This is a genomic window from Sphingobium sp. VMM (genome assembly GCF_056790315.1).
On the sequence record NZ_JBXGSI010000011.1, the window covers coordinates 36770 to 61832 of the forward strand.

Below are 25063 nucleotides of genomic sequence, written 5' to 3' on the forward strand. Positions count from 1 at the left end.
AAATCCCGCTTGCCCGAACCTCTCGATCCCTCTCACCTCTGTTATGATTCTGCGTTCAGCGCAGAAGAACCGCTGCCACTTGCGAATAGTCGCGCGGATGTATCCGATCGCGTGTCTCGAAACGGCTCAAGTCAACCGTCTCGTCCCCAAAGCGGGCCGCGACTGAGCTGACAGTGTAGGCCTGGGGTCTTGCATAGGGCAGTAGCCAGATGACGCGGCGAAAGCAGAGGCTGGTGCGGATCTTCGTGAGTTTGGTCGCGAGCGCGGCGCCGGCCAGGTCGTTCGATCCCATTGCGAAGACACAGGCGCCATAGTCCTTGCCGGTCTTCCTCCAGGCGAGGATCTGCGCCGCTGTAGCACGCTCGACGGCCTGCACGTCGCATTGCTGGGCATAGCGCCGGTTGATCGCCTGAGCGGCACCGACGCCGGTGCTGTCGCCCAAGACAAGGCACTCGAACATAGGAGGCTCCCGCTCGCCGAGATTGTACGACGGGATGGTGCGCCAGGCCAAGCGAAGAACGGCGTCAGCTGAGCGCCTCCTGCAGCTCGGACAGGTCGGCGTCGATGATCGCGTAGAGATCGTCGCTGTTGTTGCGGAAGAACTGGTCCGCTCGCGCCTCCGGCTCGATAGGGGAGGGGGCTCGCCCGAACCGGCGTTCCCAGCGTCCGTCGACGAATTCCATCAGCTGCCGCCACGCCTGCGCTTCGGTCGCATGGAGCGTGACCTTCCGAACGCCCTCGAAGATGATGACGAGGACGACGACGCCGGGGTGCATCAACAAACCGCCTCGGCAGCTCGGCGTGCGAAAGTCGCTCGGCGATCCGATCGGCAAGACGTGCGAAGCCGTTTAGCGACCATTAGCTTGCGGTATGCGGGGAACTTGAGTCACTTTCGTTGCGGTGGGGGGTTAAGCATATCCTCACCATGCTGTTGTAAACAGATAGGGTCCGTTCGGAACCGGCCAAGGGTCGGCGACATTATTCACCCGGGGCGGGCTACGAGGCTGATCATGGCGCACCTGACCCAAGTCAAGTTGATCAACTGGATAGCACTCTACACCGCCACGGGGCTGTGCTGCGCGGTCGCGATGGTCCTATCGGTCTCGGTCGCCGGCATCCGGCTCTACCGCGAGCGGTCCTGGGAAGAAATGCGGTCGGTGCGCGGCGCCGTGCTGTTCCTGCCGAAGACCTGGTGGCGCTGGCAGAAGCTATACCTTCTGTCGACGCCCGTGACGCTCGCGATCGTGGTGTCGTTCGGTTTGAGCCTGAGCTGGAGCTGAGCCTCAGAGGTCGAGAGCAGCCGTGATCAGATCGCCCACACGGTCCTTCTCGACGTCCGTGGGCTCGATCGTCAGGAGCGGTCCCAAGAGCCGCATACGCGGATGCGTCGTCGCCTTGGACGCCAGATAGTCGTCGTCGCTGAAGCCCATCGCCTCGACCACGAGCTGCTTGATCTCGCCAGTCAGGCGCGAGCGTGCCTCGAGCAGGAAGTCCGGTCGGCAAGAGCCCTGGGTTGTGAGGCGGTCGAAGACGGGCTTCTCGATCGCGAGATCCACCCCCCCGGCGTCCAGTAGCCGACGGGCCTTGAACAGCTCGCGCAGGACCGATCGCTCGAACTCGGAATCGACCGGAATGAAGCGCTGACCGGAGAAGATCGGTTGAGCGTAGGCGCGCAGCGGCGCGTAGCCGTGCGCCTCGGGATACTCGCCCGCGACGATCATCACCAGGAACGGCCCCTTGATGAGGTTGCCGCGCACGGAGGGCGACTGCACGCGGTTGGCGACGTGGATCGCCTCGGCGCCGGGGACATCGACGACGTGGCCGCGAACGTGTGGCGAGAACAGCGCCATGAAGCCCTGTGGCGCGTGTCCGCTCGGCCACGACTTCGCGAGCTGGCGCAGCATGGCGTAGGCCCTGCGGCTGTGCAGCGCGTTTGCGTGGGTCCAGAACGCTCGGCCGAGCTCAATGCCCGGCGCGATCTCGATCTTGGTCGCGGCTCGGCCGAGCGCCTCGAACTCCAGCTTGATGGAGGCGGTTTCGTATTCGTGCGCGACGGGGGCCAACTTGTTCGTGCCGGCAGCGTCGATCAGGCGCCACAGGAGCCGCGCCAGACGCGGAACGGAGGCATGGCGGGTGCGGTCGTCGCTGGCATCCTCCTCGGGCCTCTGCGCCAGTTTCTCCGGGGCTGGGCGCAGAACCTCGAAATAGCCGGTGGGTGGATCAGCAGGCGTCTCGCGAGAGCGGATCTCGGTGATGCGGTGCGTGACTTGGTCGCGGAAGAAGGGGCAGTCCTCGCGGTGCTCCGGCCGCTTGGTGCTCGTCAGTCTCCGCAGATAATAAGTCTCGGCTTCGGATAGGAAGGCGGGCGTCAGGATCGGGGGCGGGTTCTCGCCGGTCAGGCAGTCGCAGGCGATCCACTTCGCGCCGATGCGGGCGTTCTGGACCAGGGTGATGCCGGCCTCCTCATCGCCGCGCGATCCCTCCCCGATGTACCAGCGCACCAAAGCCTCCCGCAGGGGAGGGGGTAGGGGGATTCTGCGTCCCCCGACGCCGTTCGTGTCACGGTCGATGAGCCACATTTGAGCCGTCCGATGGGGCCGATTGGCAGCAGTTTCACTCAGGCAGGGGGTCTTGACAACTCCGAATCCGTCGATCTCACTTTCTGTGAACGGGGTCGGGAGGACCATATGCGAGCCTATTTTCTAGCCGGTGTGGCACTCATTTCCGGGATCACCGCGGCGGCCGGTGCGCGGCCGACGCGGGCTGTGAGAACGGTGCAGCTCATCAGCATGAGCGCTTCGCCGGCGCCTTCATCGGAGAGCGTGCCGGTCGGTCCAAGCGAGCAGCTGCCGGCCGAGACGGGGGGGGCGGCTTCAATCGATCCGTCGCCGCTGCCGGAGGCGTTCCGGGTTCACGATCTCAGCCGGCAGTGGGTCGCCTACCAGACGGCGAACAGCTTCGCTCCGCAGTCTGCCGCGGCGCCGGCGAGTAACGTCGGGTCAGGGGCAGGGGAGGATCCGTTCGCTGCCGTCGGCGTCGCGCAGCCCGGTGTGCCGGCGTTCGGTGCTTCGGTCGGTGTTTCGCCGGCGTCGACCATTTCGGTTCCGCTCTGGATGCGTGGGGGCCAGGTGTTTGCCTCTGCGGCGAACTCTTACGTCCCCGGGTGCGTCCCGACCGACTATCGGCCGAGCGGCATCTTGCGGCCGGACGGCGAGTTTCGGCGCCGCGGCTATTACACGATGATGTCGAGCATCGCGTGCCAGTACGGCATCCCGGTCGGGCTCTTCGACGCGATGATCATCCGAGAGAGCCGCTATAACGCCTCGATCTACTCGCCCAAGAATGCCTTCGGGCTGACGCAGCTGATGCCGGACACCGCGGCGGGCCTGGGCGTGAACCGCTACGACGTCGAGCAGAACCTCCGGGGCGGTGCGCGCTACCTGCGCCAGCAGCTCGACAAGTTTGGCCAGTATCACCTCGCCCTAGCGGCCTACAACGCCGGGCCGGGGCGGGTGCGCAACGGCCGCGTTCCGCGGATCGTCGAGACCCAGGACTATGTATCGAACATCCTGTTGAACTGGTCGCGTCTCAGCGGCCTGTCGAGGGTCGCCACGATCCAGACGCCGGGAGCGTCGGTCGCGGTTCCGCCGACCTTCTCACGCGCCGCGATGGTCTCGTCCTTCTAGATCAGGCGATCGCCTCGAGCGTGTGCTGGACGTAGGGGCATTCTGCCGCCGCGGGCCGCTCCGAGAACGTCACGATCGTCTCGTTGGCGCGCGCGCGCACCCGGCTCCCTTCGATCTGGTCGCGCATCGCGATGCTGTAGTGCGGCAGGCTGTTGGACTGCTGGATGTCGCTGATGTGCTGCTTGAAGCGTCGCAGCGCGCTCCTGCTGCCCACGGTCTTCAACAGCGACTCGAGGTCGACCTCGAACGGACCCTCGTCACAGTGGGAACGGGCAATCTCGTAGAGGCGGCGCTCGATCAGCCCGAGCTTGAAGTATTCGTGATGGTAGGAATACATCGACACGTCGCGCTCGATCGCGCGGAAGAGGAAGTCGCAGAGGCGGATCTTGACCGCCTGGAGCCGCTCATAGCCCTCGGGCATGTCGTTGTAGATGACCTGGGCGTTCTCCACCCACGAGAACCATCCGCGGTGTCCTGCGCCGCCCGTCTTGAGGTTGGTCTGGATCTGCGTGCCCTGCAGCCGGGACATTGCGTCCGTGAAGCGTGTATAGTCCCGCTTGCCGGGGTTGGGCGTTCCCGTCGCGCGGAAGAAGTCGTGCGCGGTGAAGGTGATCTCCTGGGAGAGAGCCTGGCCGCGCGCCTTCTGTTCGAAGATGATCGATGCGACGTAGAGGATGATCTCCTTGTCGTACATCGTGGCGATCCCGCCCTCGCCGGCGCGGATGGTGATCGAGACGTTGCCGATCTTGTGTTCGATGATGCCGGTCTGGGGCTTCTTCTCGAGCGCGAAGAATGGGAAGTCCATGACGCTGCGGTCGCCGTGGATGTCACCGCGCAGCGGGCAGTCCAGCGCCAACATTCCCTGTACCTCGGTGTTAGTGCGCTTTCGTGCCATCGCGCTGGACCTCCATGACTCGCATCCATGTTAACGTCGGCAGCGTCATCCGACCACCGGCAACGACCGCTTCGCACCCAAAAGCACTAGGAATCGTCGTAGGATGCGGGCTCCGGCTCCCAACCGCACCCAAAATCCATGAGGGTCTGGGTGCGCCGTGGACTGAACGCACCTGAAAACTCGCGCTTTGGCTAGAAAACATCGTGCTTTTGGGTGCGGTATGCGCCATCGGGCTCGTTTAGAGGCATTCGGCTCGTGCTTTTGGGTGCGATACTTCGTGCTTTTAGGTACGAAATGCCGGATCGCGGGGGGCAGGGGCTCGCCAACGTGCTTTTGGGTGCGCCACCGGATCGCTCACGCTGCCTGTTCCAGCCCTTCGCGCAGGCCGTGGTACGTCTTGCCGAGGTTCAGCTCGCCGGTCGCTGCCTTGGCGCTCATGCCGCGCAGATATGCCCCCGGCGAACGCACCTCGCCCCTGACGTTCTTCGTGACCGTCGCGATGACGGCGGCTGCGGCCCCGCGCTGGCCCATCAACCGGCATGCCTCGCGCCAGGCATGGGCGCCGATCGCGTGTTGCCCGGTCAGGCCCTCGGCGATGCTGATGAGCCTGCCCCAGGCCCTTGGCCCCATGTCGAGATCCCAGATTAGCTCCGGTGCCGCCTTCGCGACGAACTTGGGATCGATTCCGTGACGATCCAGGTCGGCTTCGACATTGCTCTGAGGTGCGAGGAGGGCGATGTCCCAGGCATCACTACTCTTCCTCGCCAAGCCTCTACCTGTAACTGCGTTAGCAGTTTTAAGTTGGGTTGTAGTTGTAGAGTCGGCGAACGCTGGTTCGCCCTTGGGTGAACTATCAACAGGACATTCGACCGCATCCATCGCTGTTTCACAGGGAATAAGCGCCTCCAGCGCCCCGTCGACGGCAGCTTGGAAAGCGTCGACGCGCTGCGTCACCTGCGAGAGGCACCGGATGAGCGCGTCCAGGTCGCGTTTGCCTTTCACATGATCGAGCGCCATCCGGACGAGCTCGATCTCGCGGGCTCCATCAATGCCCTCAATGCCGGCGTCCAGCACCGCATTAGCAAGGGTGCGGGCACGGCGTCGTGCGGCCGACAAGGCGCGCTTCAGGCGATCGACTTCGCGATCTTCGGCATAGCCCTTGGCCGCGATCGCGTCGAACTCGTCGGAGCGTGTTCCAAGCGGCCGGAGATCGAAGCCGTAGCCCCAGAGAATGTCCCCTGCGGCGTTGCGCTTGCCGCCCCGATGGCCATTGGGGCTGTCGCACGGCACGATCAGGCCGAACTCGATCGCGGTGCGGATCGTCTTCTGCACCTGGCGGACCGAGACGCCGAGCTTGCGCGAGAGGGTCTCGTTGCGCGGCCAGACGAGCGGCACCCGGCCGGGAAGCCAATCCTGCGACTTGGAGTGGGGGATGAGGGCGTCGAGCAGCGCCAGAACGGAGGGCGGCACACCGATATAGGGCGCCGCGCACTTCAGCTTGCCGAGGAGGCGGGCAGGGGAGACCTTCTCCTGACCGGCGTAGCCCTTCGCGAGGCGCTCGACCACGGAGTTGAACTGGTTGTAGCGGCGCATGCCGCCCGATCGCTTCGGGGTATAGGCTCCCATTCGTCACTCCCTGAGGGAATGCCGTTCGGACACATCTAGCCGATGCGCGAATCGCGCTTCGAGCTTGTCTGTTCAGGGGAGGTCAGCTAGAACCGGGTTTCCAGACAGGTTCTATGACCACCCGAAAAGCCCGGCCTAGTGCCGGGTTTTTCTTGTCCGCACGACATCTCCATCCCGCACGTTGATCCCAGAGCCTTCGAGACGGTGCGGGCGCATCGAAGCTCACCTCACGGGACCGCGTCAGCGCATGCTGCCGAATCCAGAGAGGGTGTGGGATCAGTGTTAACGGTGGGGAAAGCTGGAGCGAGCGCGATTATTAGTGCTTTTGCGGACGTTTGCACGTCAACGCGCAACTATTTCCAGTGCTTTTAGGGCCGCTCGCTAGTGCTTTTAGGTGCAGGGCAGCGCCAAAAAAAGTCGGGCAGCTCAAAGATTGAAGAAGTTGCCGTCTTCGTCATCGGCACGACGCCGCAGCACGTTGCTGATTTCTCCGACCATCTTGCGGATGACTGCTGCCTGGAAGTAGCCGCCCCATTCCTTGCGGATCTCGGTTCCGTCCATGCCGTCCAGTTCGCGCAGCGCCTCGATGATCCGGTGCGGCAGGCCTTGGAAGAGGGTGCTGAGCATCGTCACGAGGGTTGCGAACCGCTCGTCGCCCATCAGCTCGAGGTCGCGCGCCATCTCCACGCTGATGATCGCGTGCATGAGGTCCATGTTCAGGGCGCGCAGGATGGTCTGGAACTCCGGCAGCGTCATCGGTGCCCGCTGGTCGGGATCGCGGTGCAGGATGCGGCCGAGCCGCGTCTTGCTGATGCCTGTCTTGATCGCGATCTGCCGAACGCCGAGCTTCTGGTTGTCCATCGCTGTGTTGATCAGCGGAACATAGTCCGGCTCGGGCGGTTTCAGGGCGCATGCCCCCGCCTCAGACGGTGGAAAGGCAGACGTCTCCAGTTCGATCGCAGCGACGGATTGCACGGCTTGAGGCCCCCCGAAATCCTGTTCGGACTCGGATAGCAAACCTCATTCCTAGGAGATTGGCAACCCTTTGTTGCACTGGCCGCGATGCGCGCGACTCCCGTCTAACTACTTGAGACGAACGACGTTATCGGAAGTATCCCGGTCCGGACTCGGCTCGTCGCGCGACTGCCCCGCCTCATCGACGCCGAGCTTCGACAGGAGCCTGGAAGCGCTCTGATCGACCACGAAGTCGAACAGCAACATGGAGATCGCGTCTCCTACGGTGAGGCTGGAGCCGAGCTCCTTGGCGAGCCGCTTCTTGGCCTCGATCAGGTTGTCCGCGCTCGTCTTGGTGATGTGGAGATGGATGCGAATCGGTCCCTTCGTCGGGATCTTGCTGAGGTGCTGGCGCAGGGTCTCGACATCGTGCTGGGCGATGGCATCTGCCGCGCCCGCGCCGGCGAGCTGGTTCACCATGCTGGTCAGGCTGTGGTAGCGCTTGGTTTCGTTGGACAAGAGCCTGAGGCTCTCCGTGGTTAGGCGGAACAGGTACTCCGATACGTCGAGCGAATAACCGCGAGTATCCCCACTCATTCCTGCACGTCCTTGGCCTCGATCCTGCTACTCCCCGGCACTGCCGATCATCGCGAGGATGTGATGAACGCGCCCTATACGACTCAGTGGTCGTTGCGTCGATTCTACACTTTGAGGGGGTGGTCGCCAACCGGGACGCGTGTCCCGGGAGCCGGGACGGGGTGTCCCGGGAGCCGGGACGGGTGTCCCGAATTAAAGGCCGGGTGTCCTCGCTGGCGGGACGCGATTTCGGGCGAAAAACGCCTGAAGTGAAAAAAACCTGCGAGATCGGACTTCGTTCCGCCGGCCCCTGATTGTCGGCCGAATCCATCTTCGCTCACCCTTCATTTGGGCGCGGACGAGCCGCGTCTCCATCGAAGGGAAACACTCATGCAGTCCGTGCTGAAAAAGAGCGGCCACATGGAGATGGCGGTCTTCGCCCTCGCCGTGCTGGCGTTCGCGCTCTTCTACTTCGCCGGTCCGGCGTTCGCCGGCGCCGACACGACGTTCGACACCGCCCTGACCAAGTTCACCGACTTCCTCGAGGGGTCGGGCGGCAAGGTCATCACCGTGCTGTCGCTCGCCGGCGGCATCGTCGCGCTGGCCTCCGGCCGCTTCTCCATGGGCCAGATCGCGATCCCGGTCGGCGTCGGCGTCGGCGCCGGCACCGGCATTCCGATCGTCACCTCGACCGTGACGGCGACGATCTGACGCATCCGTTTGGGCCGGTCGGGGTGGCAGCCCCGGCCGCGCTCTCGGGGAGGGTGGCGCAATGGCTGCAGACAAGTACGCAATCCCATCTCATCTCGACGACCCTGAGCTGATCGGGCTGTGGACGTTGGATGAGTTCCTGGCGATGGTCATACCATTCGTCTGGGGGATCATGACCCAGCACATCCTCATCGGCATGATCGCGGCGTTCGCGGGCTGGTGGGGACTTAAGAAGGCAAAAGCTGGTCGTGCCGCGTCTTGGCTGCTTCATCTCGCCTATTGGCATCTGCCGGCCGGCTTCACCGGCCTGAGAGCCACGCCGCCCTCATACCTTCGATTGATGGCGGGTTAACATGGATCTCTCGTACAGCCACGCGCAGAACCAGCGCGTTCTCAAGCAGCGCAACCTCCTTGTGGTTGTCGCGGCCGCGCTCGCCGCGCTGGCGGCGCTCCTTCTTACCCTGGGCATCTCGCGCGATCGTGAGGTCGTGCTGCAGCCGGTGCTGCAGTCGCCGATCACCGTCAGCAGTGCGGGTGTTTCGCGTCAGTATCTCGAGATGATCACGCGCGACGTCGTCGTCCTGACGCTCGATCGCAGCCCGCAGAACCTCGAATACTGGATGAACCAGGTCCTCGCGATCACGAGCCCGCGGGTGCAGGGCAAGATCAAGGGCGATCTCCTCAAGATCGTCAACGAGCAGCGCGGCTCCTCGATCTCCCAGTTCTTTACGATACAGTCGATGGAGATCGACCCGAAGAACCTCCGCTCTGAGGTGACGGGCGAGCTGCACACCATCGTCGGCAATAAGGTGATCTCGAACGAGCGCCGCACCTTCCGGTACGACTGGGAGTACGAGGGTCTGTCTCTCCGTCTGGTCGGCTTCGGAATGGTTCGCACCCGCAAGGAGCAAGACCAATGACCGCTATCTACGCCGTCGGCAGCGCGGCGGTGGGGACCGTCCTCATGTCGCGGATCAGCTGCATCCTGAGCAGGATAATCGGTGGGTTCCTCTTCGCGCTTGCCGTTCTCTTCCTGGCGCAGCCGGCATGGGCCGATCAGACGATCATGGCCGCCGACAATGCGCAGGTCGACTGTCAGGCGTCCGCCAAGGACCTGACCCGCATCAGCCTGGTCGAGGACGAGTTCGCCAGCGTCTCCAAGATCTCGACGGGCAACCCGCAGGACGATTTCTCGGTCGTCAACGAGCCGGTGCGCGGCGACATCTACCTGAGCGTGCCCGAGGGCTTCGGTCGATCGGCGCTGTCGTTCTTCGGCACGACGAAGCGGGGCTACGTCTACAAGTTCATGTGCCGGATCGCCGGCGATGCGGCGGCCCAGGTGTTCGTCTCCAACCCGGCGATCGCCAAGGAGAAGGCCGCGGAGGCGAGCCCGCAGCAGGTCGCGGCCGGTCCGCAGGATGCGGCGGTCGAGCTGGTCCAGGCGATGTATTCGAACAGCGTCGCCGACGGCTACGAGATGCGGCAGCGCACCCTGAAGCCGGTCTATGTCGGCCAGCTCAAGGTCCAGATGATCGCCGAATATCGCGGCCAGGACCTGACGGGCAAGGTGCTGCGCATCGAGAACACGGGCGACGCCCCGACCGAGCTCACCGAGCGCACCGTGGCTCCGGCCAGCGCGCTCGCCGTCTCCATCGCCGAGCCCAAGCTCGCCCCGGGGAAGGTCACGACGGCCTACCTCGTCTCCCAGAATGTGAGGTAAGCCATGGCTTTCGCGGACATCTTCAATCGCAAGCGCAAGCCGCTGGATGAGGCGGAGGGCGAGGGCATCTCGCCGGTCGGCGGCGAGCTCGCGGGCAACGAGGCGGTGCGGCGCAAGCAGCGCATGCTGCTCGCGGGCGTCGCCGGCGTCGGCCTGGTGCTCTCCTCGATGTGGATCTTCAGCGGCGACGACGACAAGAAGCTCGCCGACGCGGACGGCGCCGAGAAGGTCGAGGTCTCGACCAAGGATATGGTCAACCGCAACCTCTCCAATCAGGAGTGGATGGCGCTCTCGGAAAACCGTTTCCAGTCGACCGAGAACCAGCTCAAGTCGGTCAACGGCCAGTCCGCCCGCATGGACAACCTCGCCGCGCAGATCGAGGCGCTGAAGGGGCAGAACCAGGCGATGCAGGCCGACGGTCAGCGCGTCCTTTCGGCCTATCAGGCCGAGAACGAGCAGCTCCGCAAGCAGATCAACGACCGCCCGGCCGCGCCGCCGCCCGCTCCTGGCCCAGCGGCCATGTATGGCCCGCGTGGTCCGCAAGCCTATCAGCGTCCCGACGCCGCAGGTGGCGCGGGTGCTGTGCCGGTCGGTCACTCGGCCGAGGTCAAGATGGTGAGCTTCTCGACCACCGACACCGGCACCGCGTCCAAGGTGGCCAAGGGCAACACGGTCTATACCGACAGCCCCAATTATCTGCCGCCCAACAGCTTCGCGTCGGCCAAGGTCATCGTGGGCGTCGACGCCGCAGCCGGGGTCAACAGCCAGACCGATCCGCTGCCGGTCGTGCTTCGCGTGACAGGCCCCGCACGCTCGGTGCTCCAGAACGGCAAGCTGCTGACCACCAAGATCCAGGGTTGCCTGATCAACGGCGCGGCGCGTGGCGAGCTGAGCTCGGAGAAGGTCTACGTCAAGCTGCAGAAGATGACCTGCCCGCAGCCGGGTGGCCGCTACGCCGTATCGGAGGTCAAGGGCTTCATCGCGTTCGGCGGCAAGACCGGCGTGCGCGGCCGCGTCGTGTCGCGCGAGGGCGGACTGGTGAGCCAGGCCTTCATCGCCGGCCTCGTCGGCGGGTTCGGCCGCGGTTTCTCCGCCAACGCCAACTCGTTCCTGACCCAGCCCAACGTGACGGTGAACGGCAAGCGGGAGCAGCTCGGGCTTGGCGACATCGCGCAGGGCGGGTTCGGCGAGGGCGTGTCCCAGAGCGGCGACATGGTCTCGAAGTACCTGATCGAACGCGCCGAGCAGTATCAGCCGGTCATCGAGATGCCGACCGGAATCGACGTCGAAATTGTCTTCCTGGAGGGTGTCTATGTTCGGAATTGATCGTCTCCGTCGGCGCTTGCCGACCAAGGTGGCGGCATTGCTCGTCGCCGTGCCGGTGATCGGCGCCGCAAGCATGGCTGTCGCGGGTCAGATCGCGAGCCCGAGCAGCGTCCAGGTCACGAACCTCCTCAAGACGCGCCTGCCCAAGACGCCGCTGACCCAGGTCAATTGCGAGAAGGTGCATGGCCTCTGCGAGGTCACGGCCGGCGCGAACCTGTTCTACGTCGACGCGGGCGCGCGCTATCTCATCATCGGTCGCGTGTACGACATGGAAACGCGGCAGGATCTGACGGCGGCGCGGCTGCTCGAGATCAATCCCGACATGCTGGTCGGTGGTGCCGCGAAGGCCAATGCCGCCGCGGCCGAAGGTGGCGGCGAACCCGACGGCGCGATGCCGGCGGCAAAGGGGCGCGTCGAGAAGACGTCACTTCCCGCGCGACCGGCAGTGCTCTCGCTGGACAGCCTTCCCAAGGACGGAGCGATCGTCTGGGGCAACCCCTCCGGCCAAACCGTCACGGTCTTCACCGACTTCCGGTGCGGTTACTGCCGGGCGCTCACCAACGTCCTGCGCAGCATGAATGTGCGGGTCGTAGAGCGGCCGATCTCGGTTCTGGGAAGCCGCGACATCGCCGATCGGGTCTATTGCGCGAAGAACCGCGAGGAGGCGCTCCATGCCGCCTACGCTGGAGAGCCGTTCAAGGGCGGCGCGGGCTGCGACACGTCCGGTCTCGATGCCAATGAGGCATTCGCCCACAAGCATGGGCTGAGCGGGACGCCGGTGATCGTGCGGAGCGACGGGGCCATGCTCGAAGGCTACCGCCCCAAGGAGTTCCTGCAGAACTGGATCAAGGGAGGCCGGTCGTGATCGCGCGGCGCAACGGCCGTCGCGCCGCTCTCGCCGCGGTGAGCCTTTCGGCTCTCGCCGTTCTCAATGGCTGCGCGACCTTGGGCGGCAACATCAAGGGCGACTTCTCCTGTCGCGCTCCCGACGGCATCTGCGCGCCGTCCTCGACGATCGACGATCGCGCGCTCGCGATGATCTCGGGTGACGCCGGGGACACCATGATCCCGGCCGGTCCGTATCAGGCTCCCGCCCAGCAGCCGCGGGCGATGAGGACAGCTGCGTCGGTGCCCGCGCCGATGCCCGACCGCAGCGCGGTTCCGGGCTCGCGGACGCGCGAGAAGGTGCTGCGCGTCGTGTTCCAGCCCTACGTCGACGATCGCGGCCGTCTCCACGAGGCGAGCGCGGTCCACACCGTCGTCCAGTCGGAATGGCAGGCGCAAGCCCTGGCCGATGCGACCCCCATCCCCGACCGCAACCCTGCGGCGCGGGCGACAGAGGTCAGCCTGTCCGAAGTCGTCGATCGGGATGCCCCCGGCTATATCGACGTCGCGGCGATCGACCCCAACCTGCCCGACCCCGCCGTCGTTGCTGCGGCGCGCGCCCGCAAGGCCGATCCCGTCGAAGCCATCAAGGCGGACGTGCAGAGCAAGCTGGGTCAGCGCGGCAAGCGGCGGGCGACGCCCGCCACGCCGGCGCCCGCGACCGGCACGCGGACGTCGGCGGTCGCGCCGGCGGCTCGGGCACCCGTTCCTGTTCCGGCGGGCGTTCCGGTGCCGAGCGTCGCCCAAGGCGCTCCCGTGGCGAAGCCGGCTCAGGTGGCAACCCAGGCAGGCGTGGTGGTCCATCGTGGTTCCGCGTCGGGAGCGACAGGCCAGCTGACCGCGCTCGTGTCCGCGCCGAAGACCGCATCAGGTCCGGAAGCGGTTGCCCGCATCAAGGGCAGCGAAGCCTATCGCAGAGCGCAGGGGCGTGCCGAAGCGACGGCCCGCGATGCCGGCGCTTCCGCACCCGCACCGGGCCTCAAGGCCCTGACCAGCCCCACTATCCGCGCCGCGAGCTTCCCGGCGTTGGTTCCGGAGGACAAGTGAGATGAGCGCCAAGCCCGGCTTCTTCGACAACCTGATCTCCGGCGTGTTCGGCGACAGCAAGCGGCCCGACGCGCAGCGACCCGACCTGGCGGTGCCGATGCTGGCGCACTGGCTGCCCTATCGCAGCTACGACCCCAAGACGGGCATCTTCTACAACTCCGCGTCGCGCGGTTTCGTGATCGAGGTTTCGCCTCTCGTCGGTGCCGACGAGCGCACGGGCGAGATCCTCACGCAGTTCCTGTCCGAGGGCATCCCGGCGCCGGGTTCCCTGCAGTTCCACGACTGGATGAGCCCGCGCATCAGCGAGCGGCTCTCCAAATGGTATCTGCCGCGCTACTCGGCGAGCGGCGTTTACGAGCGCATGGCGAAGCACCGGGTCGACTTCCTGACGGACGGGGTCTGGAACTCGCTGTCGGCCGACGCCCCGTTCTGCCTTCGCAATCATCGCGTCGCGATCTCCTACTCGACGCCTGAGAGCTCGAGCGTTTCGAACGAGGAGATCGTGGCCGTCATGGACGGGCTGATCTCGGTGCTCGGCTCGATCGGCGTGTCGGCGCGCAAGATGGACCCGGTCGCGCTGATCGGGTGGATCGACGACATCACCTCGCCCACGACCGCGGCCGGCGAGGACGTGGTGAGCTACAACCCGCTCGATCCGATCTCCGATCAGGCGGTGCGACGCGACATCGAGATGAAGGTCGACCCCGACCGTATCCTTCTTCGGACCGAGCGCTTCCGGCCGACCGGCAAGGAGGTCGACGGTGCGCCGGAGATCGGCGAGATCTACCCCGACGTTTTCGACGTCCGCTCCTTCTCGGTGCGGAACCTGCCCCAGCGGTGGGCGCCCTGGGACTGCGCCCGGCTGATCGGCGATATGTTCGCCGACAAGCTGCGCATGCCGTGCCCGGTGGCGACGAACCTCTGCCTCGACTTTCCCGATCCCCAGGCCGCGACCAACAAGGCCAGCTTCAAGTTCATGCGGACCACGAGCCTCGCCGACTCCAAGTCGGCGCGGTTCCTGCCGCAGCTCCGCGACCAGTCGCAGGAATGGAAGTTCGTCAACGACGAGATCCGCCAGGGGCGCAAGCTGGTGCGGCTGTTCTACAGCGTCACCTCGTTCTCGCCGAAAGGGAAGGGGGACGCCAACGAGCGTATCCTGAAGTCGGTGTACCGCGCCGCAGGCTGGGACCTGCTGGACGATCGCTACCTGCAGGTCATGGGGCTCCTGTGCGCCATGCCGATGACGATGGCGAACGGCCTGGCCAAGGACCTCGAGCGCATGAAGCGCATGCGGACGATGCTCAGCACGACCGCGGCGAACCTCGCGCCGATCCAGGGCGAGTATCTGGGCGGTCATACGCCCCACCTCCTGCTGATCGGCCGGCGCGGCCAGCCCTTCTTCTGGAGCCCGTTCGAGAACGCCGCAGGCAACCACAACGTCGCGGTGTTCGGGAAGAGCGGCAGCGGCAAGTCGGTCGCGCTGCAGGAGCTGTGCGCGTCGCTGTGCGGCGCCGGGTCGAAGGTGGTGGTGATCGACGACGGGCGGTCGTTCGAGCACTCGGCCAAGCTGCAGGGCGGCGCCTTCGTCGAGTTCACGATGTCGAGCGGCTTCTGCCTCAACCCGTTCTCGATGATCGACGAGAAGCAGGCGGCCGAGGACGAGGACTACCTGCTCGATTGCATGGCGATGCTCAAGGCCATTGTGAACCAGATGTCGCGGCACATCGACCGGCTCACCGATACCGAGCGCGGCCTGATCGACGGAGCGGTCAATCGCGTCTGGGAGGCCAAGGGTCGCAACGGCTCGATCGACGACGTGATCGCCACGCTGAACGACACCGGCAACGAGCTCGCGTCGCACCTCGCGATCGCGATGATGCCGTTCTCCAGTGCGGGCACCTACGGCAAGTTCTTCAAGGGCGAGGTCTCCTTCGAGCTGCAGGCGCAGCTCACCGTCTTCGAGCTCTCCGACCTGTCCTCGCGCGAGGAGCTGCGCAGCGTCGTGCTGACCGCGATCATGTTCATGTCGCAGCAGATGATGCGCAAGGTCGACCGCTTGATCCCCAAGGCGCTGCTCCTGGACGAGGCGTGGCAGATGCTTCGGGGCGGGGCGATGGCGGACTTCATCGAGACCTATGCGCGTACCTGCCGCAAATACGGTGCTTCGCTCGTCACCGCTACGCAGTCGCTGAACGACTATTACAAGTCGGCCGGCAGCATTGCGGCGCTGGAGAACAGCGACTGGTTCGTGATCCTGCAGCAGAAGCCGGAGACGATCGCCGACTTCAAGAAGCACGACCGCTTCGAGATGGACGATTACACCGATGCGCTCCTGCGCTCGCTGAAGCGGAACGGGTTCGAATATTCGGACATCATGATCAAGGGGCCGGAGACGCTGGCGGTGGGCCGGCTCGTCCTCGACCCCTATTCGGCCGCGCTGTTCTCGTCGAGCCCGCGCACCTTCGCCGCGATCGAGGCGCTCGTGCACGAGGGCCTGACGATGGACGAGGCGATCGAGCGCATCGCCTATCCCAACAACCCCGAGAAATGGGCGTTGCCTGCCGAAGAGCCGGCGGCCATCGCGGCGGAGTAACGACATGGCGACCATCCCGGCCCCGGCGGACGCCGCCCTCGAGCGGCCCAAGGGCAAGCTCGACGTGGGCTTCCTGCTCTACTTTTACCTGCACATGGCGGGTTTCCTCGCCACGACGCTCCTCATCACCTGGGGTCTGTTCGTGCTGTTCTTCCTCGCGATCGGCGGTCTGTCGGTCGATGGCATGATGCACCAGCTCAACAACATGGCGAGCCGGTATGTCGCAGCCGACGCGGAGCGCATCGCCTCCTTCAAGCACGTCCTCATCGTCGCGCACTTGGTTCTCTCGGCCGCGGTCATCTTCTTCCGTCGCCACAGCATCCTCCCTGCGCGCGACCCCAAGCGGAGCAAGGCCAATGGCTGACCAGCCCGAACTCGATCTCCCCACCGCCGCCACCCCCGCCGCATCGGCGCCGATCGTCCGCGCCAAGCGCGGGTTCGGCGGCTTCACGCGCGGTCAGCTTCTGATGGGCGCGGCGCTGGTCGTGGCGCTGATCTGGTCGATGTGGGTCACGAAGGCGCTCGTCGCGCCCCGCGAGGAGCATATCGTCAAGGCAAGCCTTTCGAGCATCGTCGGCGAGTACGTCACGGCGCAGGCCCGAGCTGCCTCGCCGCCCGCGCAGGTCGAGGCCGAGATGCGGACGTTCATGTCGTCGCTCAAGCACGAGATCCAGCGGCGGAGCGAAAAGGGCCAGGTCGTGCTCGTCGGCGAGGCGGTCCTCACCGAGAACGTGCCGGACATCACCGACAGCCTGAAGAAGGCGGTCTACGCCAGCGGCATCCACCAGCCCCGGCCGGCGAGCGTTCAGGAGATGCAGCAGCTGCAGCAGCAGCTCGCTCCCGCAGCCGCACCGCAGCCCCTCCCCGTCGCACCGATGATGGGATCGCAAGGGGCGACGATCGACCCGATCAGCGGCGTTCCGCCGGTCGCAGGCGGGCAGCAGGCGATGCCCACCACGATGCCCGGTGCCCCGGCCGGCGTGGCGGGAGCCATGGTTTCGTCCTTCGGAGGTCCCAATGGCAACGGCGGTCAGTGATCTCGCGCCTCCCAGGAGCGGACGCAAGCTGCGCTGGGGCCTGTTCGGGGCGTTCGTTGCCGGTAGCGTCATCCTCGGCGCGATCAGCGAGTGGCGGGACAAGCACGCGCTACTGATCAACACGACGGACTCGCTGCCCAACTGGGCGTTCGTAATCCACAAGAACCAGGTGCCGGCGCGCGGCGAGTACGTCTTCTTCATTCCGCCAAAGAGCGAGCTTGTCCGTCGCCACTTCGGGTCGAAACCCGAGATGTTCGGCAAGATCGTCTATGGGATGCCCGGCGACACGGTCCGACACTGGGGCAGGCTCGTCACGGTCAATCACCGTGTCGTCGCCTATACCAAGCCCTTCACCAAGGCGGGCGAGCCGCTGGCCATCGGCCCGAGCGGCGTCATCCCGGCGGGCTGCTACTATGTCGGCACTCCGCACAAGGATGGGTTCGATTCCCGCTACGCGGCGATCGGCTTCGCCTGTCAGCGGCAGATCGTCGGCACCGGCGAGGCGATCCTGTGATCCGCGCCGTCGCCGCCTCGCTTGCCGGCGTCGCCTGTCTCGGAGCCGCGGTGCTGCTCACGGGATCGGAGCGGAGCGAGGCGCGCGACTTCGGCCAGCTGGGGCAGACGTTCCCGGTTGTCGAGGCCGATCTTCTCGCCACGATCGAGGCACGCCTGCAGCGCGCTCAGGCGATGGGCGAGATGGACCGTGTCAACGCGGCGTTCGCCAAGCGGGTCGAGGCGAAGGTGCGTCGGCCGGTTCCCGTCTCCGGGATCACGCCGGCCGAGGAAGCGCGGACGTGGGACTATGATCCGACCATCACACTCGAGCGCGAGATCCGTGACCACAAGGGACAGGTGATCGCGGAGGCGGGCCAACGGATCAATCCGCTCGACTTCGTATCCATGCGGCAGAGCCTCGTGTTCGTCGACGGCGACGATACGGCGCAGGTCGACTGGGCAACCAAGCGGTTCACCGAGCTCAATGCGAAGATCATCTTCGTCAACGGCTCGCCGATCGAATCCATGACCGCCCGCAAGCGCCGGTTCTTCTTCGACCAAGAGGGGCGTCTCACCGGCAAGTTCGGCATCCGTCACACGCCGGCCGTCGTGGAGCAGACGGGCAAGCTCCTCCACGTCTCGGAGACGGTCCTCAAGCCTGGAGCGAAAAGCTGATGCCCCTCTGGCTGGATCTTCTGCGTACTCCGATGGCGGCGCCCGAAACCCGCTCGCTGCGCCGCATGCGGCTGACCTGGCAGGGCCTTTGCCTGTCGGTCGCGGTCTTCATTGGCTTCTTCGCTCAGGTGCATGCGGCTCTCGGCCGCGCAGCTCCGTGCCTTGCCGTTGCGCTCCTCGTCGCGACCGGGCTCTACTCGTGGATGTATCTCCGGCGGAAGAACGCGGCCGACAACGCGTTCCTCGAGCGGGCAGGGGAGCCGAGCTGATGCGCTGGCTGCGCGCGCTGGTCGGCGTCCTCGGTCTGTTGCTGGTGACGGTGGCCTTGTCCCCGCGCGCCGACGCCGCGCCGACCTGCACCGGGAAGTTCGTCAACCCGATCACCGACGTCTGCTGGTCGTGCCTCTTCCCGCTCTCGATCGGGGCCGCGAAGATCTGGCCGGGCAACCGTCCCGACACCCACAATCCGGCATCGCCGATCTGTGCCTGCGCCGACCCACTACCGCGCATCGGGATCTCGGTAGGGTTCTGGGAGCCGGCGAGGCTTGCCGACGTCACGATGAAGCCGTGGTGCTTCTCCAATCTGGGAGGAACGCGGATCGCGCCGGGGTTCGACATCGGGCAGGGCTACCTGGCCGGCCCGTCGATGGTCGGCGGGCGTTCGCAAAGCACGGCCAAGTGGCACGTCCACTGGTACGTCTACCCGCTCCTCTACTGGATGGAGATCCTGACCGACTTCGTCTGCTTCGAGCAGGCGTCGTTCGACATCGCCTACATGACGGAGGTCGATCCGCTCTGGCAGGATGACTCGCTCACCGCGATCATCAACCCCGAGGCGGTCGTCTTCGCCAACCCCATTGCGCAGGCCGCGTGTGCCGGCGACTGTATCGCGGGGACGGCCGCGCTTCCGCTCGATCCGCTGTTCTGGTGTGCCGGGTGTCAGGGCAGCATGTATCCTCTGAACGGGAACATCCCCGCCTCGATCGGCCACGTCCAGTCCTCGCGCCTCGCCCTGTCGCGGTTCGCCTACAAGATGCACCGAGAGGGGCTGGCCTGGGGAACGATGGGGTCGGAGGGCCTCTGCAAGAAGTACCTGATGCCGATCATGCGGAAGCAGCAATACCGCTTCCAGATGGTGAACCCGATTCCGACGGTGAGCGGGCGGTTCGCCTGCTCGGCGATCGGCGCGTCGACGATGCCGCCCGATGCTGGCCGCGCCTTCCCGGCCGGCGGCGAGGACATGGGCTATCTCGTCTGGCGCAAGCGCAACTGCTGCGTGTTTTGAGGAGGGAAGCATGCGCCTTTTGACCGTGGGCATTGCCGCGCTTCTCGGGACCGCCGGCATGTCGGCGATCCTCGCGCAGACTGTCGACGGGCTCGATGTTCAGGCGGTGAAGACGAGGGCCGCGGACATCGCTGCTGAAGCGCAGGCCTTCGTCGACCAGGTGAAGGACCGTGGCGATGAGTTCCGCGATCAGGCGACCGTCGTCCGGAAGGGCGGCATGGAGAACATGCAGAGGGTCGCCGCGACGGACCTGCCCAAGGGGCCGGACGGCAAGATCGACTTCGACGAGCTGGTGCAAGGCGCGGCCAACAATGCGAACACGCCCGGCGGCGACGCGCCTCAGTTTATGGTCTTCGCCAGCCTCTCTATGCCACCGGCGTCGCTTAAGCAGCTGATCGCCGACACGGCTAGGGCAGGGGGCGTCGTCGTCTTCCGCGGCTTCCCCAACAACTCGGCCAAGGAGTTCGTCAACCGCCTGGGTCAAGTCGTGCAGAAGGATGACATGCCGAATATCGGCATCGACCCCCGGCTCTTCCGCGCCTTCAACGTGCAGGCCGTGCCGACCTATGTCGCCGTCACCTCGACGTTCGACCTGTGCGCGGGCTTCCGCTGCGAAACCAAGGTTCCGCCGCACGACAGGCTCGAGGGGAACGTCACGGTCGACTACGCCCTCAACACCTTTGCCGGCGCCAACGGGCCTGGTGCGCGGATCGCCACGGTGGCGCTCGGCAACCTCGGGCGGAGCCGCCAGCAGTGAAGCTCCGTTCCCTCGTCAGCGCGCTTGTCGGCGTCTGCCTGGTCGTCAGCCCCGCGGCGGCGCAGCAGATGACGGTCGAGCAGGCGCGAGAGGAGGGCAAGGCGCTCGGCAACGAGAAGCGGCAGGACGGAAGCCTCGTGCCGACGACGGATGCCCAGGCCGAGGCCGTGCCGGGCTATACCGGCAACAACCAGCCCCAGAGCACCTACTTCGACGATCCGGATGCGCTTGTCGCGGCCGGAACGGCGCAGCGGTCGACCAACGAGTCCTACCGGACCGTGACCGATCCGGACCACACCCGGCCGACCTTCAGCAACGCCGAGATCCTCGCCACGACCGACCGTGCGACGCAGGTCGAGAACGATCCCGATGCGTACCTGCAGGGCGAGAACATCGGGTCTGAGAGCGGGCAGTGCCAGCCTTTGCCTCCCGGCTCCGGGTCCGGCGGCTATTACGAGGCGACGTGCAATACCGGAACGAAGGTCGACGAGACCGCGCCGGTCTGCCGGGTGCCGCTGGTGGTCGACGTCACCCCGGGCGTGAACAAGTACGTCTACACCTGCGAGAATTGGGTCATGACGGCGGCGCGCGGTGGCGACAACCGCAACCGGCGCTGCGTGCCGGCGTTCAACGCGCCCGTCGCCAACGGGGTGTGCCGTGAGCGGTCGCGGCGGACCGTGTTCTACGACATCTGCCGCCAGGGCAATCCCCGCTTTTGCACCGAGCCCGATGTGGAGGAAGGCGAGGAGATCACCTACGAGTGCGACAGCGCGGCGGTGCCGAACCGGGGCTACACTCTCGAAACCGTCGGCGAGGTTATCAACGAGCGCAAGGACGAGGGGCAGTGCAACAGCGCCACGGCGGATCAGACGTGCGAGCTGGCCGAGGAAACCTGCGTCGACCCCGATCCGACCACGCGCACGATCAACGGCGTCGCCGTCACGCGGGCGTGCTGGCAGTGGGAGCGGAAATATACCTGCCACAAGCTGTCTCAGGGCAATGACTGCGGCGATCTCGCGGGCAACCGCCAATGCACGTTCCTGCGCGAGGAGTGCCTCGACGATCCGCAGGAGGGCGAGTGCAAGGTCAAGGAGAAGGTCTACAAGTGCCCGACTCCGGACGCACCGACCTCAGGCACGCCGCAATACATCTGCGGGAACGACGTCTATTGCATCAACGGCGACTGCGAGCCGATCACCCGTGAGGCATCGACCGAGTTCAAGGACGCGCTCGTCGCCCTGCACGCAATCGACGATGCCTCGAAAGGCCTCGACCCCAATAACCTGACCGTGTTCTCGGGGACGCGCGATACGTGTCACAAGCCGGTGTTCGGGCTTATCGATTGCTGCGCCGGCAAGGTGTCGGGCGTGCTGACGGTTGCTGCTGGCGGTGCTGCACTGGCGGGCGGGCCGGCGGCGATCGCCGCGCTCGCGACGCCGTTCCTGACGCTCTTCGCCTGCTCGCAAGACGAGATGAAGCTCGACATCAAGGATCGCATGGGGTTCTGCCACAAGGTCGGAACGTGGTGCTCGTCCAGCTTCCTCGGCATCTGCAAGACGAAGAAGACGGCATATTGCTGCTTTGAAAGCAAGCTCAGCCGCGTGCTGCAGGAGCAGGGCCGCGTCCAGATCAACAAGCCCTGGGGCAAGCCCAAGAACGAGCAGTGCAAGGGCTTTACCATCGCCGAGTTTCAGCAGCTCGACTTGTCGAAGATGGATTTCACAGAAGTCTATGCGGACTTCCTCGACGCGGCAAAGCTGCCCGACGAGGTCCAGACGATGTCCGAGATCCAGCAGAAGATCCAGGACTACTACGACCTGCACGGGGATCAGCCATGATCGGGGGGCTAAGTGATCGAAATGACGGCCGCGGCAAATGACTTGGTATCGGCCGGCTCTCCAGCTTGCAACTGGACGATGACGGCGTTCGAGCTCGCCATCTTCATGTGCGTGTTCCGCGCGCGTCGCCCGCCCCGGGTGGAGGAGATCTGCCAGGTCATCGGGGCTTGGTTCGAGTGCGTCGTCGATCCGCCGATCGCCGCGGCGCCGATCGAGAACATGCTCGCGAACCGCTGGGTTGCCGAGGAAAGCCAGTGCTTCCGGGCAACCGAGGAAGGCCGGCGCGCTGCCCGGCCGCTGATGAACGGCATCATCCGGATGCTCGATCAAGGGACGCGGCTGATCGACGTCGCCTTGATGATGTCCGTGCTGCGCTTGACGAAGGGAGAGCTGGACAATGGCGTTCGTGATCTTTGAGCCGGCGCTTGTCGCCGCCCTCCTCGCGGGCACGTCGTTGCCCGTGCCGGCGGCGCCGGTCGCTGCGGCCGGCGCAGCGATTGCGTCGCCCTGCACCTCGGCCGCCGCATCCACCGCGGGGTTCGACTGCTGCGTCCACTTCGCGGGCTGGACGGCGCCGGCCCCCACGCTCCCCCACCACTCCGCGCCTGTCCTCCCGGACGATGCGGCCGATCAGAAGGAAGGACGATAACCATGTCGAGAGTGGCGAAGCTGGCCATGCTTCTGCTCTCGGTCGCGCCGTTGGCCGCACCGCTTCGGGCGCAGGACGCGCAAGCGCGCGACGACGCAGTCGAGACGGTCGGTCGAGGCGATGACTTCTACTGCGGGGAGCGGAAGCTCGGGCAATGGTTCTACTGCACCAAGCCGAAGCCGGCTGAGACCGCCAAGGCGCAGCCCCAGGTTCCGGAGAAGAGCGCGGCCGAGCGCCTTGCGGCGATCACGCACCAGCTCGACGAACTCAAGGCCAAGGCGATCCTCGACCCGTCCGAGGAGAACGTGATCGCCTATGTGCGCTTCCAGCGCGAGCAGCTCGACCGCGCGTCGACCTTCTCCGACACTTGGCAGCGCGCGCTGTGGCAGAACCCCGACATCGACTACACGCTGCAGCGCCCCGTCAACACGGTCGCCAAGCGCGCATGGCTGGATAACCGCAAGGCGGATCGGGACTCGGTCCTGACCAACCTCGGACAGCGTTACGGGCTGTTCTACTTCTATGCGCAGAGCTGCGGAGCGTGCGAGGTCTTCGCCCCGATCCTGCGCTCGGTGGCCGACAGTCACCGGATGGCGGTGATGGCCGTCTCGATGGATGGCGGGCCGAGCCGCGACTTCCCGAACTATGTGGTCGATTCCGGCCAGCGCGCGCGGATGGGGATCTCCGGCAACGAGACCCCCGCGCTGGTCCTGTTCGACACCCAGACCAAGCGGACCATCCCGGTCGGCTTCGGCATCCTGAGCGCCGATGAGATCATGGATCGCATCTTCATGCTCACCAACACCAAAGTCGGGAGCGACTACTGATGACCAGTCCTCGCCAACGAGGTCGGCTCCGGAGGCTGGCGCATCGCGCCGGCGCTGCGCTGACGATGCTCGCCGCTTCGCACTTCGCCCTGATCGGCGTGGCTCGCGCCGACGTCGCATCGGAGATGAACGGGTTCTTCAACGACGCCGGCGGCGCCGCGAACGTGACCGGCCCGACCGCCTTCCAAGGCCAGTCGGCGGGGTACTACTCGCTCGGCAACGTCTGGACGCGCTTCCCGCAGAAGAGCGTGTCGCCGTTCAACCTCCAGCTTCCGAGCGCGCGGGCGGGGTGCGGCGGCATCGACCTGTTCTCGGGCTCGTTCAGCTTCATCAACGCCTCCGAGATCGTGGCGATGCTGAAGGCGACCGCGAACAACGCGCTCGGTTTCGCCTTCAAGCTGGCGATCGACAGCGTCTCGCCCGAGATCGGCAAGGTCATGGACGAGTTCAGCCAGAAGGCGCAGCTCCTCAACCAGATGAACATTTCGAGCTGCGAGACGGCGCAGGCGCTCGTGGGCGGCATCTGGCCGCAGATGGAGACCACGCGCTCGACGATCTGCGAGGCGGTCGGCAACAGCCAGGGGGTGTTCTCCGACTGGGCGGCATCGCGCCAGGGCTGCAACAATGGCGGGCAGCGCGACGGCACGCTCGCCGGCAACAGCGATCCGCACATGAAGGATCAGATCGTCGGCGACCCCCACAACTACACCTGGGAGGCGCTGAAGAAGTCGTCGAAGTTCGGCGCGTTCGATCAGTCCTTCTCCGAATATGTGATGACGCTCGTCGGCACGATCGTCACCACGCCCCCGACGGACAGCAACAGCGGCCCGAAGGTGGTGATCTACGGCCCGGCCGAGGAGGCGGTCGTCACCGCGCTGCTCGACGGCACCGCGAGCGCGCCGCAGGTCAAGATCCTGAAGTGCAACAACGATCCCTGCACGGACGTCTCCGACCAGACGCTCAGCGTTCCGGAATCGAGCGCGCTGCGCCCGCGGATCGCGACGATGATCAAGAGCATGAGCTCGAAGATCCGTAGCGACACCGCGCTCGACGCGGCCGAGAAGCAGCTGCTCAACATGGCCACGGTGCCGATTTACAAGATCCTCGCCGTCCAGGCCTATGCCCACTACGCCCTTACGGACGGCGAAATCCAAACGCTCTCGGAGATCGTTGCGGTCGACCTTCTGAACGCGATGCTCGACAACATGCTCGACCGTGTCGAGCAGGCGAAGGTCTTCTACCAGACGGCGGACCAGGAGACGGCGGGGCAGTGGCGCCAGCAGATCGCGGCGACCCGCACCAAGTTCGCGCAGCGCGACGTGAAGCTGAGCAACAAGCTGCAGGTCACGATGCAGATCATCAACCGCAGCATCATGCTGGAGTCGACGCTGCAGAACACGATGTCGCCGGGGATGTCCTCGGCGCTCAGCTTCTCGCGGGGGTTGAACGCGCAGGGCTTGCTCTGAGCGCGTAGAGGGAGG

At 65.8% G+C, this 25063-nt stretch carries 29 protein-coding genes; 22 read left to right on the forward strand and 7 right to left on the reverse strand.

The genetic code is table 11. The annotated features are described in order from the left end of the window. Positions 1–55: 55 nt before the first annotated feature. Entirely contained in the window at positions 56–511 is a 456-nt protein-coding gene (locus tag ACUCV3_RS15385) for a hypothetical protein (RefSeq protein WP_482240780.1), read from the reverse strand. Between the two features lie 13 nt (positions 512–524). Then, on the reverse strand, positions 525–776 hold the full coding sequence (locus tag ACUCV3_RS15390; RefSeq protein WP_482240781.1) for a hypothetical protein: 252 nt from the start codon (positions 774–776) through the stop codon (positions 525–527). 234 nt (positions 777–1010) lie between these two features. On the opposite strand from ACUCV3_RS15390, the gene ACUCV3_RS15395 reads away from it, so the two are divergent. Further along, on the forward strand, positions 1011–1280 hold the full coding sequence (locus ACUCV3_RS15395) for a hypothetical protein (RefSeq protein ID WP_482240782.1): 270 nt from the start codon (positions 1011–1013) through the stop codon (positions 1278–1280). Between the two features lie 3 nt (positions 1281–1283). Here ACUCV3_RS15395 and ACUCV3_RS15400 read toward each other — a convergent pair whose 3' ends face one another. Next, positions 1284–2579: a hypothetical protein gene (locus ACUCV3_RS15400; RefSeq protein ID WP_482240783.1), complete on the reverse strand. Its 1296-nt coding sequence runs from the start codon at positions 2577–2579 to the stop codon at positions 1284–1286. 108 nt (positions 2580–2687) lie between these two features. On the opposite strand from ACUCV3_RS15400, the gene ACUCV3_RS15405 reads away from it, so the two are divergent. Next, positions 2688–3686 carry a lytic transglycosylase domain-containing protein gene (locus tag ACUCV3_RS15405; RefSeq protein WP_482240784.1) on the forward strand — a complete coding sequence of 333 codons (999 nt, stop codon included), beginning with the start codon at positions 2688–2690 and terminating at the stop codon, positions 3684–3686. A gap of 1 nt (position 3687) precedes the next feature. Here the strand turns inward: ACUCV3_RS15405 and ACUCV3_RS15410 are convergent, their stop codons facing one another. From ACUCV3_RS15410 to ACUCV3_RS15425, 4 genes are all read right to left on the reverse strand, one after another. After that, the gene (locus ACUCV3_RS15410) at positions 3688–4545 is read right to left on the reverse strand and encodes a replication initiator protein A (RefSeq protein WP_482240785.1); all 858 of its coding nucleotides are present in this window, start codon (positions 4543–4545) and stop codon (positions 3688–3690) included. A gap of 390 nt (positions 4546–4935) precedes the next feature. Further along, positions 4936–6207, reverse strand: a complete 1272-nt coding sequence (repC, locus tag ACUCV3_RS15415; RefSeq protein ID WP_482240786.1) for a plasmid replication protein RepC — start codon at positions 6205–6207, stop codon at positions 4936–4938. Between the two features lie 426 nt (positions 6208–6633). Next, positions 6634–7182 carry an XRE family transcriptional regulator gene (locus ACUCV3_RS15420; RefSeq protein WP_482240787.1) on the reverse strand — a complete coding sequence of 183 codons (549 nt, stop codon included), beginning with the start codon at positions 7180–7182 and terminating at the stop codon, positions 6634–6636. Between the two features lie 108 nt (positions 7183–7290). Further along, on the reverse strand, positions 7291–7758 hold the full coding sequence (locus ACUCV3_RS15425; RefSeq protein WP_482240788.1) for a hypothetical protein: 468 nt from the start codon (positions 7756–7758) through the stop codon (positions 7291–7293). A 369-nt stretch (positions 7759–8127) separates the two neighbouring features. On the opposite strand from ACUCV3_RS15425, the gene ACUCV3_RS15430 reads away from it, so the two are divergent. The 20 genes from ACUCV3_RS15430 to ACUCV3_RS15525 all read left to right on the forward strand — a co-directional run bounded on the left by ACUCV3_RS15430 (position 8128) and on the right by ACUCV3_RS15525 (position 25048). Next, the gene (locus ACUCV3_RS15430; protein ID WP_304537557.1) at positions 8128–8448 is read left to right on the forward strand and encodes a TrbC/VirB2 family protein; all 321 of its coding nucleotides are present in this window, start codon (positions 8128–8130) and stop codon (positions 8446–8448) included. Positions 8449–8509: 61 nt separating this feature from the next. Continuing rightward, entirely contained in the window at positions 8510–8800 is a 291-nt protein-coding gene (gene traL, locus ACUCV3_RS15435; protein ID WP_304537556.1) for a type IV conjugative transfer system protein TraL, read from the forward strand. A gap of 1 nt (position 8801) precedes the next feature. Beyond that, a complete protein-coding gene (locus ACUCV3_RS15440; RefSeq protein ID WP_482240789.1) occupies positions 8802–9368 on the forward strand; it encodes a type IV conjugative transfer system protein TraE in 567 nt (188 codons plus the stop codon). After that, positions 9365–10168, forward strand: a complete 804-nt coding sequence (locus ACUCV3_RS15445) for a type-F conjugative transfer system secretin TraK (RefSeq protein WP_482240790.1) — start codon at positions 9365–9367, stop codon at positions 10166–10168. The genes ACUCV3_RS15440 and ACUCV3_RS15445 overlap by 4 nt, the downstream gene beginning before the upstream one ends. 3 nt (positions 10169–10171) lie before the next feature. Continuing rightward, positions 10172–11494, forward strand: coding sequence for a TraB/VirB10 family protein (locus ACUCV3_RS15450; RefSeq protein WP_482240791.1), 1323 nt, complete (start codon positions 10172–10174; stop codon positions 11492–11494). Then, positions 11481–12359 carry a DsbC family protein gene (locus tag ACUCV3_RS15455; RefSeq protein ID WP_482240792.1) on the forward strand — a complete coding sequence of 293 codons (879 nt, stop codon included), beginning with the start codon at positions 11481–11483 and terminating at the stop codon, positions 12357–12359. Before ACUCV3_RS15450 ends, ACUCV3_RS15455 begins: the two co-directional genes overlap by 14 nt. Then, on the forward strand, positions 12356–13426 hold the full coding sequence (locus ACUCV3_RS15460; RefSeq protein ID WP_482240793.1) for a TraV family lipoprotein: 1071 nt from the start codon (positions 12356–12358) through the stop codon (positions 13424–13426). Before ACUCV3_RS15455 ends, ACUCV3_RS15460 begins: the two co-directional genes overlap by 4 nt. Position 13427: 1 nt before the next feature. Next, the gene (traC, locus tag ACUCV3_RS15465) at positions 13428–16019 is read left to right on the forward strand and encodes a type IV secretion system protein TraC (protein ID WP_482240794.1); all 2592 of its coding nucleotides are present in this window, start codon (positions 13428–13430) and stop codon (positions 16017–16019) included. Positions 16020–16023: 4 nt separating this feature from the next. Then, complete coding sequence (locus tag ACUCV3_RS15470; RefSeq protein WP_482240795.1) at positions 16024–16383, forward strand: hypothetical protein; 360 nt, start codon at positions 16024–16026, stop codon at positions 16381–16383. Continuing rightward, the gene (locus ACUCV3_RS15475) at positions 16376–17056 is read left to right on the forward strand and encodes a type-F conjugative transfer system protein TrbI (protein ID WP_482240796.1); all 681 of its coding nucleotides are present in this window, start codon (positions 16376–16378) and stop codon (positions 17054–17056) included. The genes ACUCV3_RS15470 and ACUCV3_RS15475 overlap by 8 nt, the downstream gene beginning before the upstream one ends. Further along, a complete protein-coding gene (locus ACUCV3_RS15480; protein WP_482240797.1) occupies positions 17037–17570 on the forward strand; it encodes a S26 family signal peptidase in 534 nt (177 codons plus the stop codon). The genes ACUCV3_RS15475 and ACUCV3_RS15480 overlap by 20 nt, the downstream gene beginning before the upstream one ends. Continuing rightward, positions 17567–18226, forward strand: coding sequence for a type-F conjugative transfer system protein TraW (gene traW, locus ACUCV3_RS15485; RefSeq protein WP_482240798.1), 660 nt, complete (start codon positions 17567–17569; stop codon positions 18224–18226). Before ACUCV3_RS15480 ends, traW begins: the two co-directional genes overlap by 4 nt. Further along, positions 18226–18495 carry a hypothetical protein gene (locus ACUCV3_RS15490; protein WP_482240799.1) on the forward strand — a complete coding sequence of 90 codons (270 nt, stop codon included), beginning with the start codon at positions 18226–18228 and terminating at the stop codon, positions 18493–18495. Before traW ends, ACUCV3_RS15490 begins: the two co-directional genes overlap by 1 nt. Next, positions 18495–19511 (forward strand): conjugal transfer pilus assembly protein TraU, encoded by a 1017-nt coding sequence (gene traU / locus ACUCV3_RS15495; RefSeq protein WP_482240800.1) that lies wholly within the window; start codon positions 18495–18497, stop codon positions 19509–19511. Before ACUCV3_RS15490 ends, traU begins: the two co-directional genes overlap by 1 nt. 10 nt (positions 19512–19521) lie before the next feature. Then, positions 19522–20268, forward strand: coding sequence for a type-F conjugative transfer system pilin assembly protein TrbC (gene trbC / locus ACUCV3_RS15500; protein WP_482240801.1), 747 nt, complete (start codon positions 19522–19524; stop codon positions 20266–20268). Next, positions 20265–22106: a conjugal transfer protein TraN gene (locus ACUCV3_RS15505; protein WP_482240802.1), complete on the forward strand. Its 1842-nt coding sequence runs from the start codon at positions 20265–20267 to the stop codon at positions 22104–22106. The genes trbC and ACUCV3_RS15505 overlap by 4 nt, the downstream gene beginning before the upstream one ends. 21 nt (positions 22107–22127) lie before the next feature. Next, on the forward strand, positions 22128–22523 hold the full coding sequence (locus tag ACUCV3_RS15510) for a hypothetical protein (protein WP_482240876.1): 396 nt from the start codon (positions 22128–22130) through the stop codon (positions 22521–22523). Continuing rightward, a complete protein-coding gene (locus tag ACUCV3_RS15515) occupies positions 22504–22755 on the forward strand; it encodes a hypothetical protein (RefSeq protein WP_482240803.1) in 252 nt (83 codons plus the stop codon). Before ACUCV3_RS15510 ends, ACUCV3_RS15515 begins: the two co-directional genes overlap by 20 nt. Before the next feature lie 2 nt (positions 22756–22757). Further along, positions 22758–23582 (forward strand): conjugal transfer protein TraF, encoded by an 825-nt coding sequence (locus ACUCV3_RS15520; protein ID WP_482240804.1) that lies wholly within the window; start codon positions 22758–22760, stop codon positions 23580–23582. 65 nt (positions 23583–23647) lie between these two features. Next, positions 23648–25048, forward strand: coding sequence for a conjugal transfer protein TraH (locus ACUCV3_RS15525; protein WP_304537566.1), 1401 nt, complete (start codon positions 23648–23650; stop codon positions 25046–25048). Positions 25049–25063: the final 15 nt, after the last annotated feature.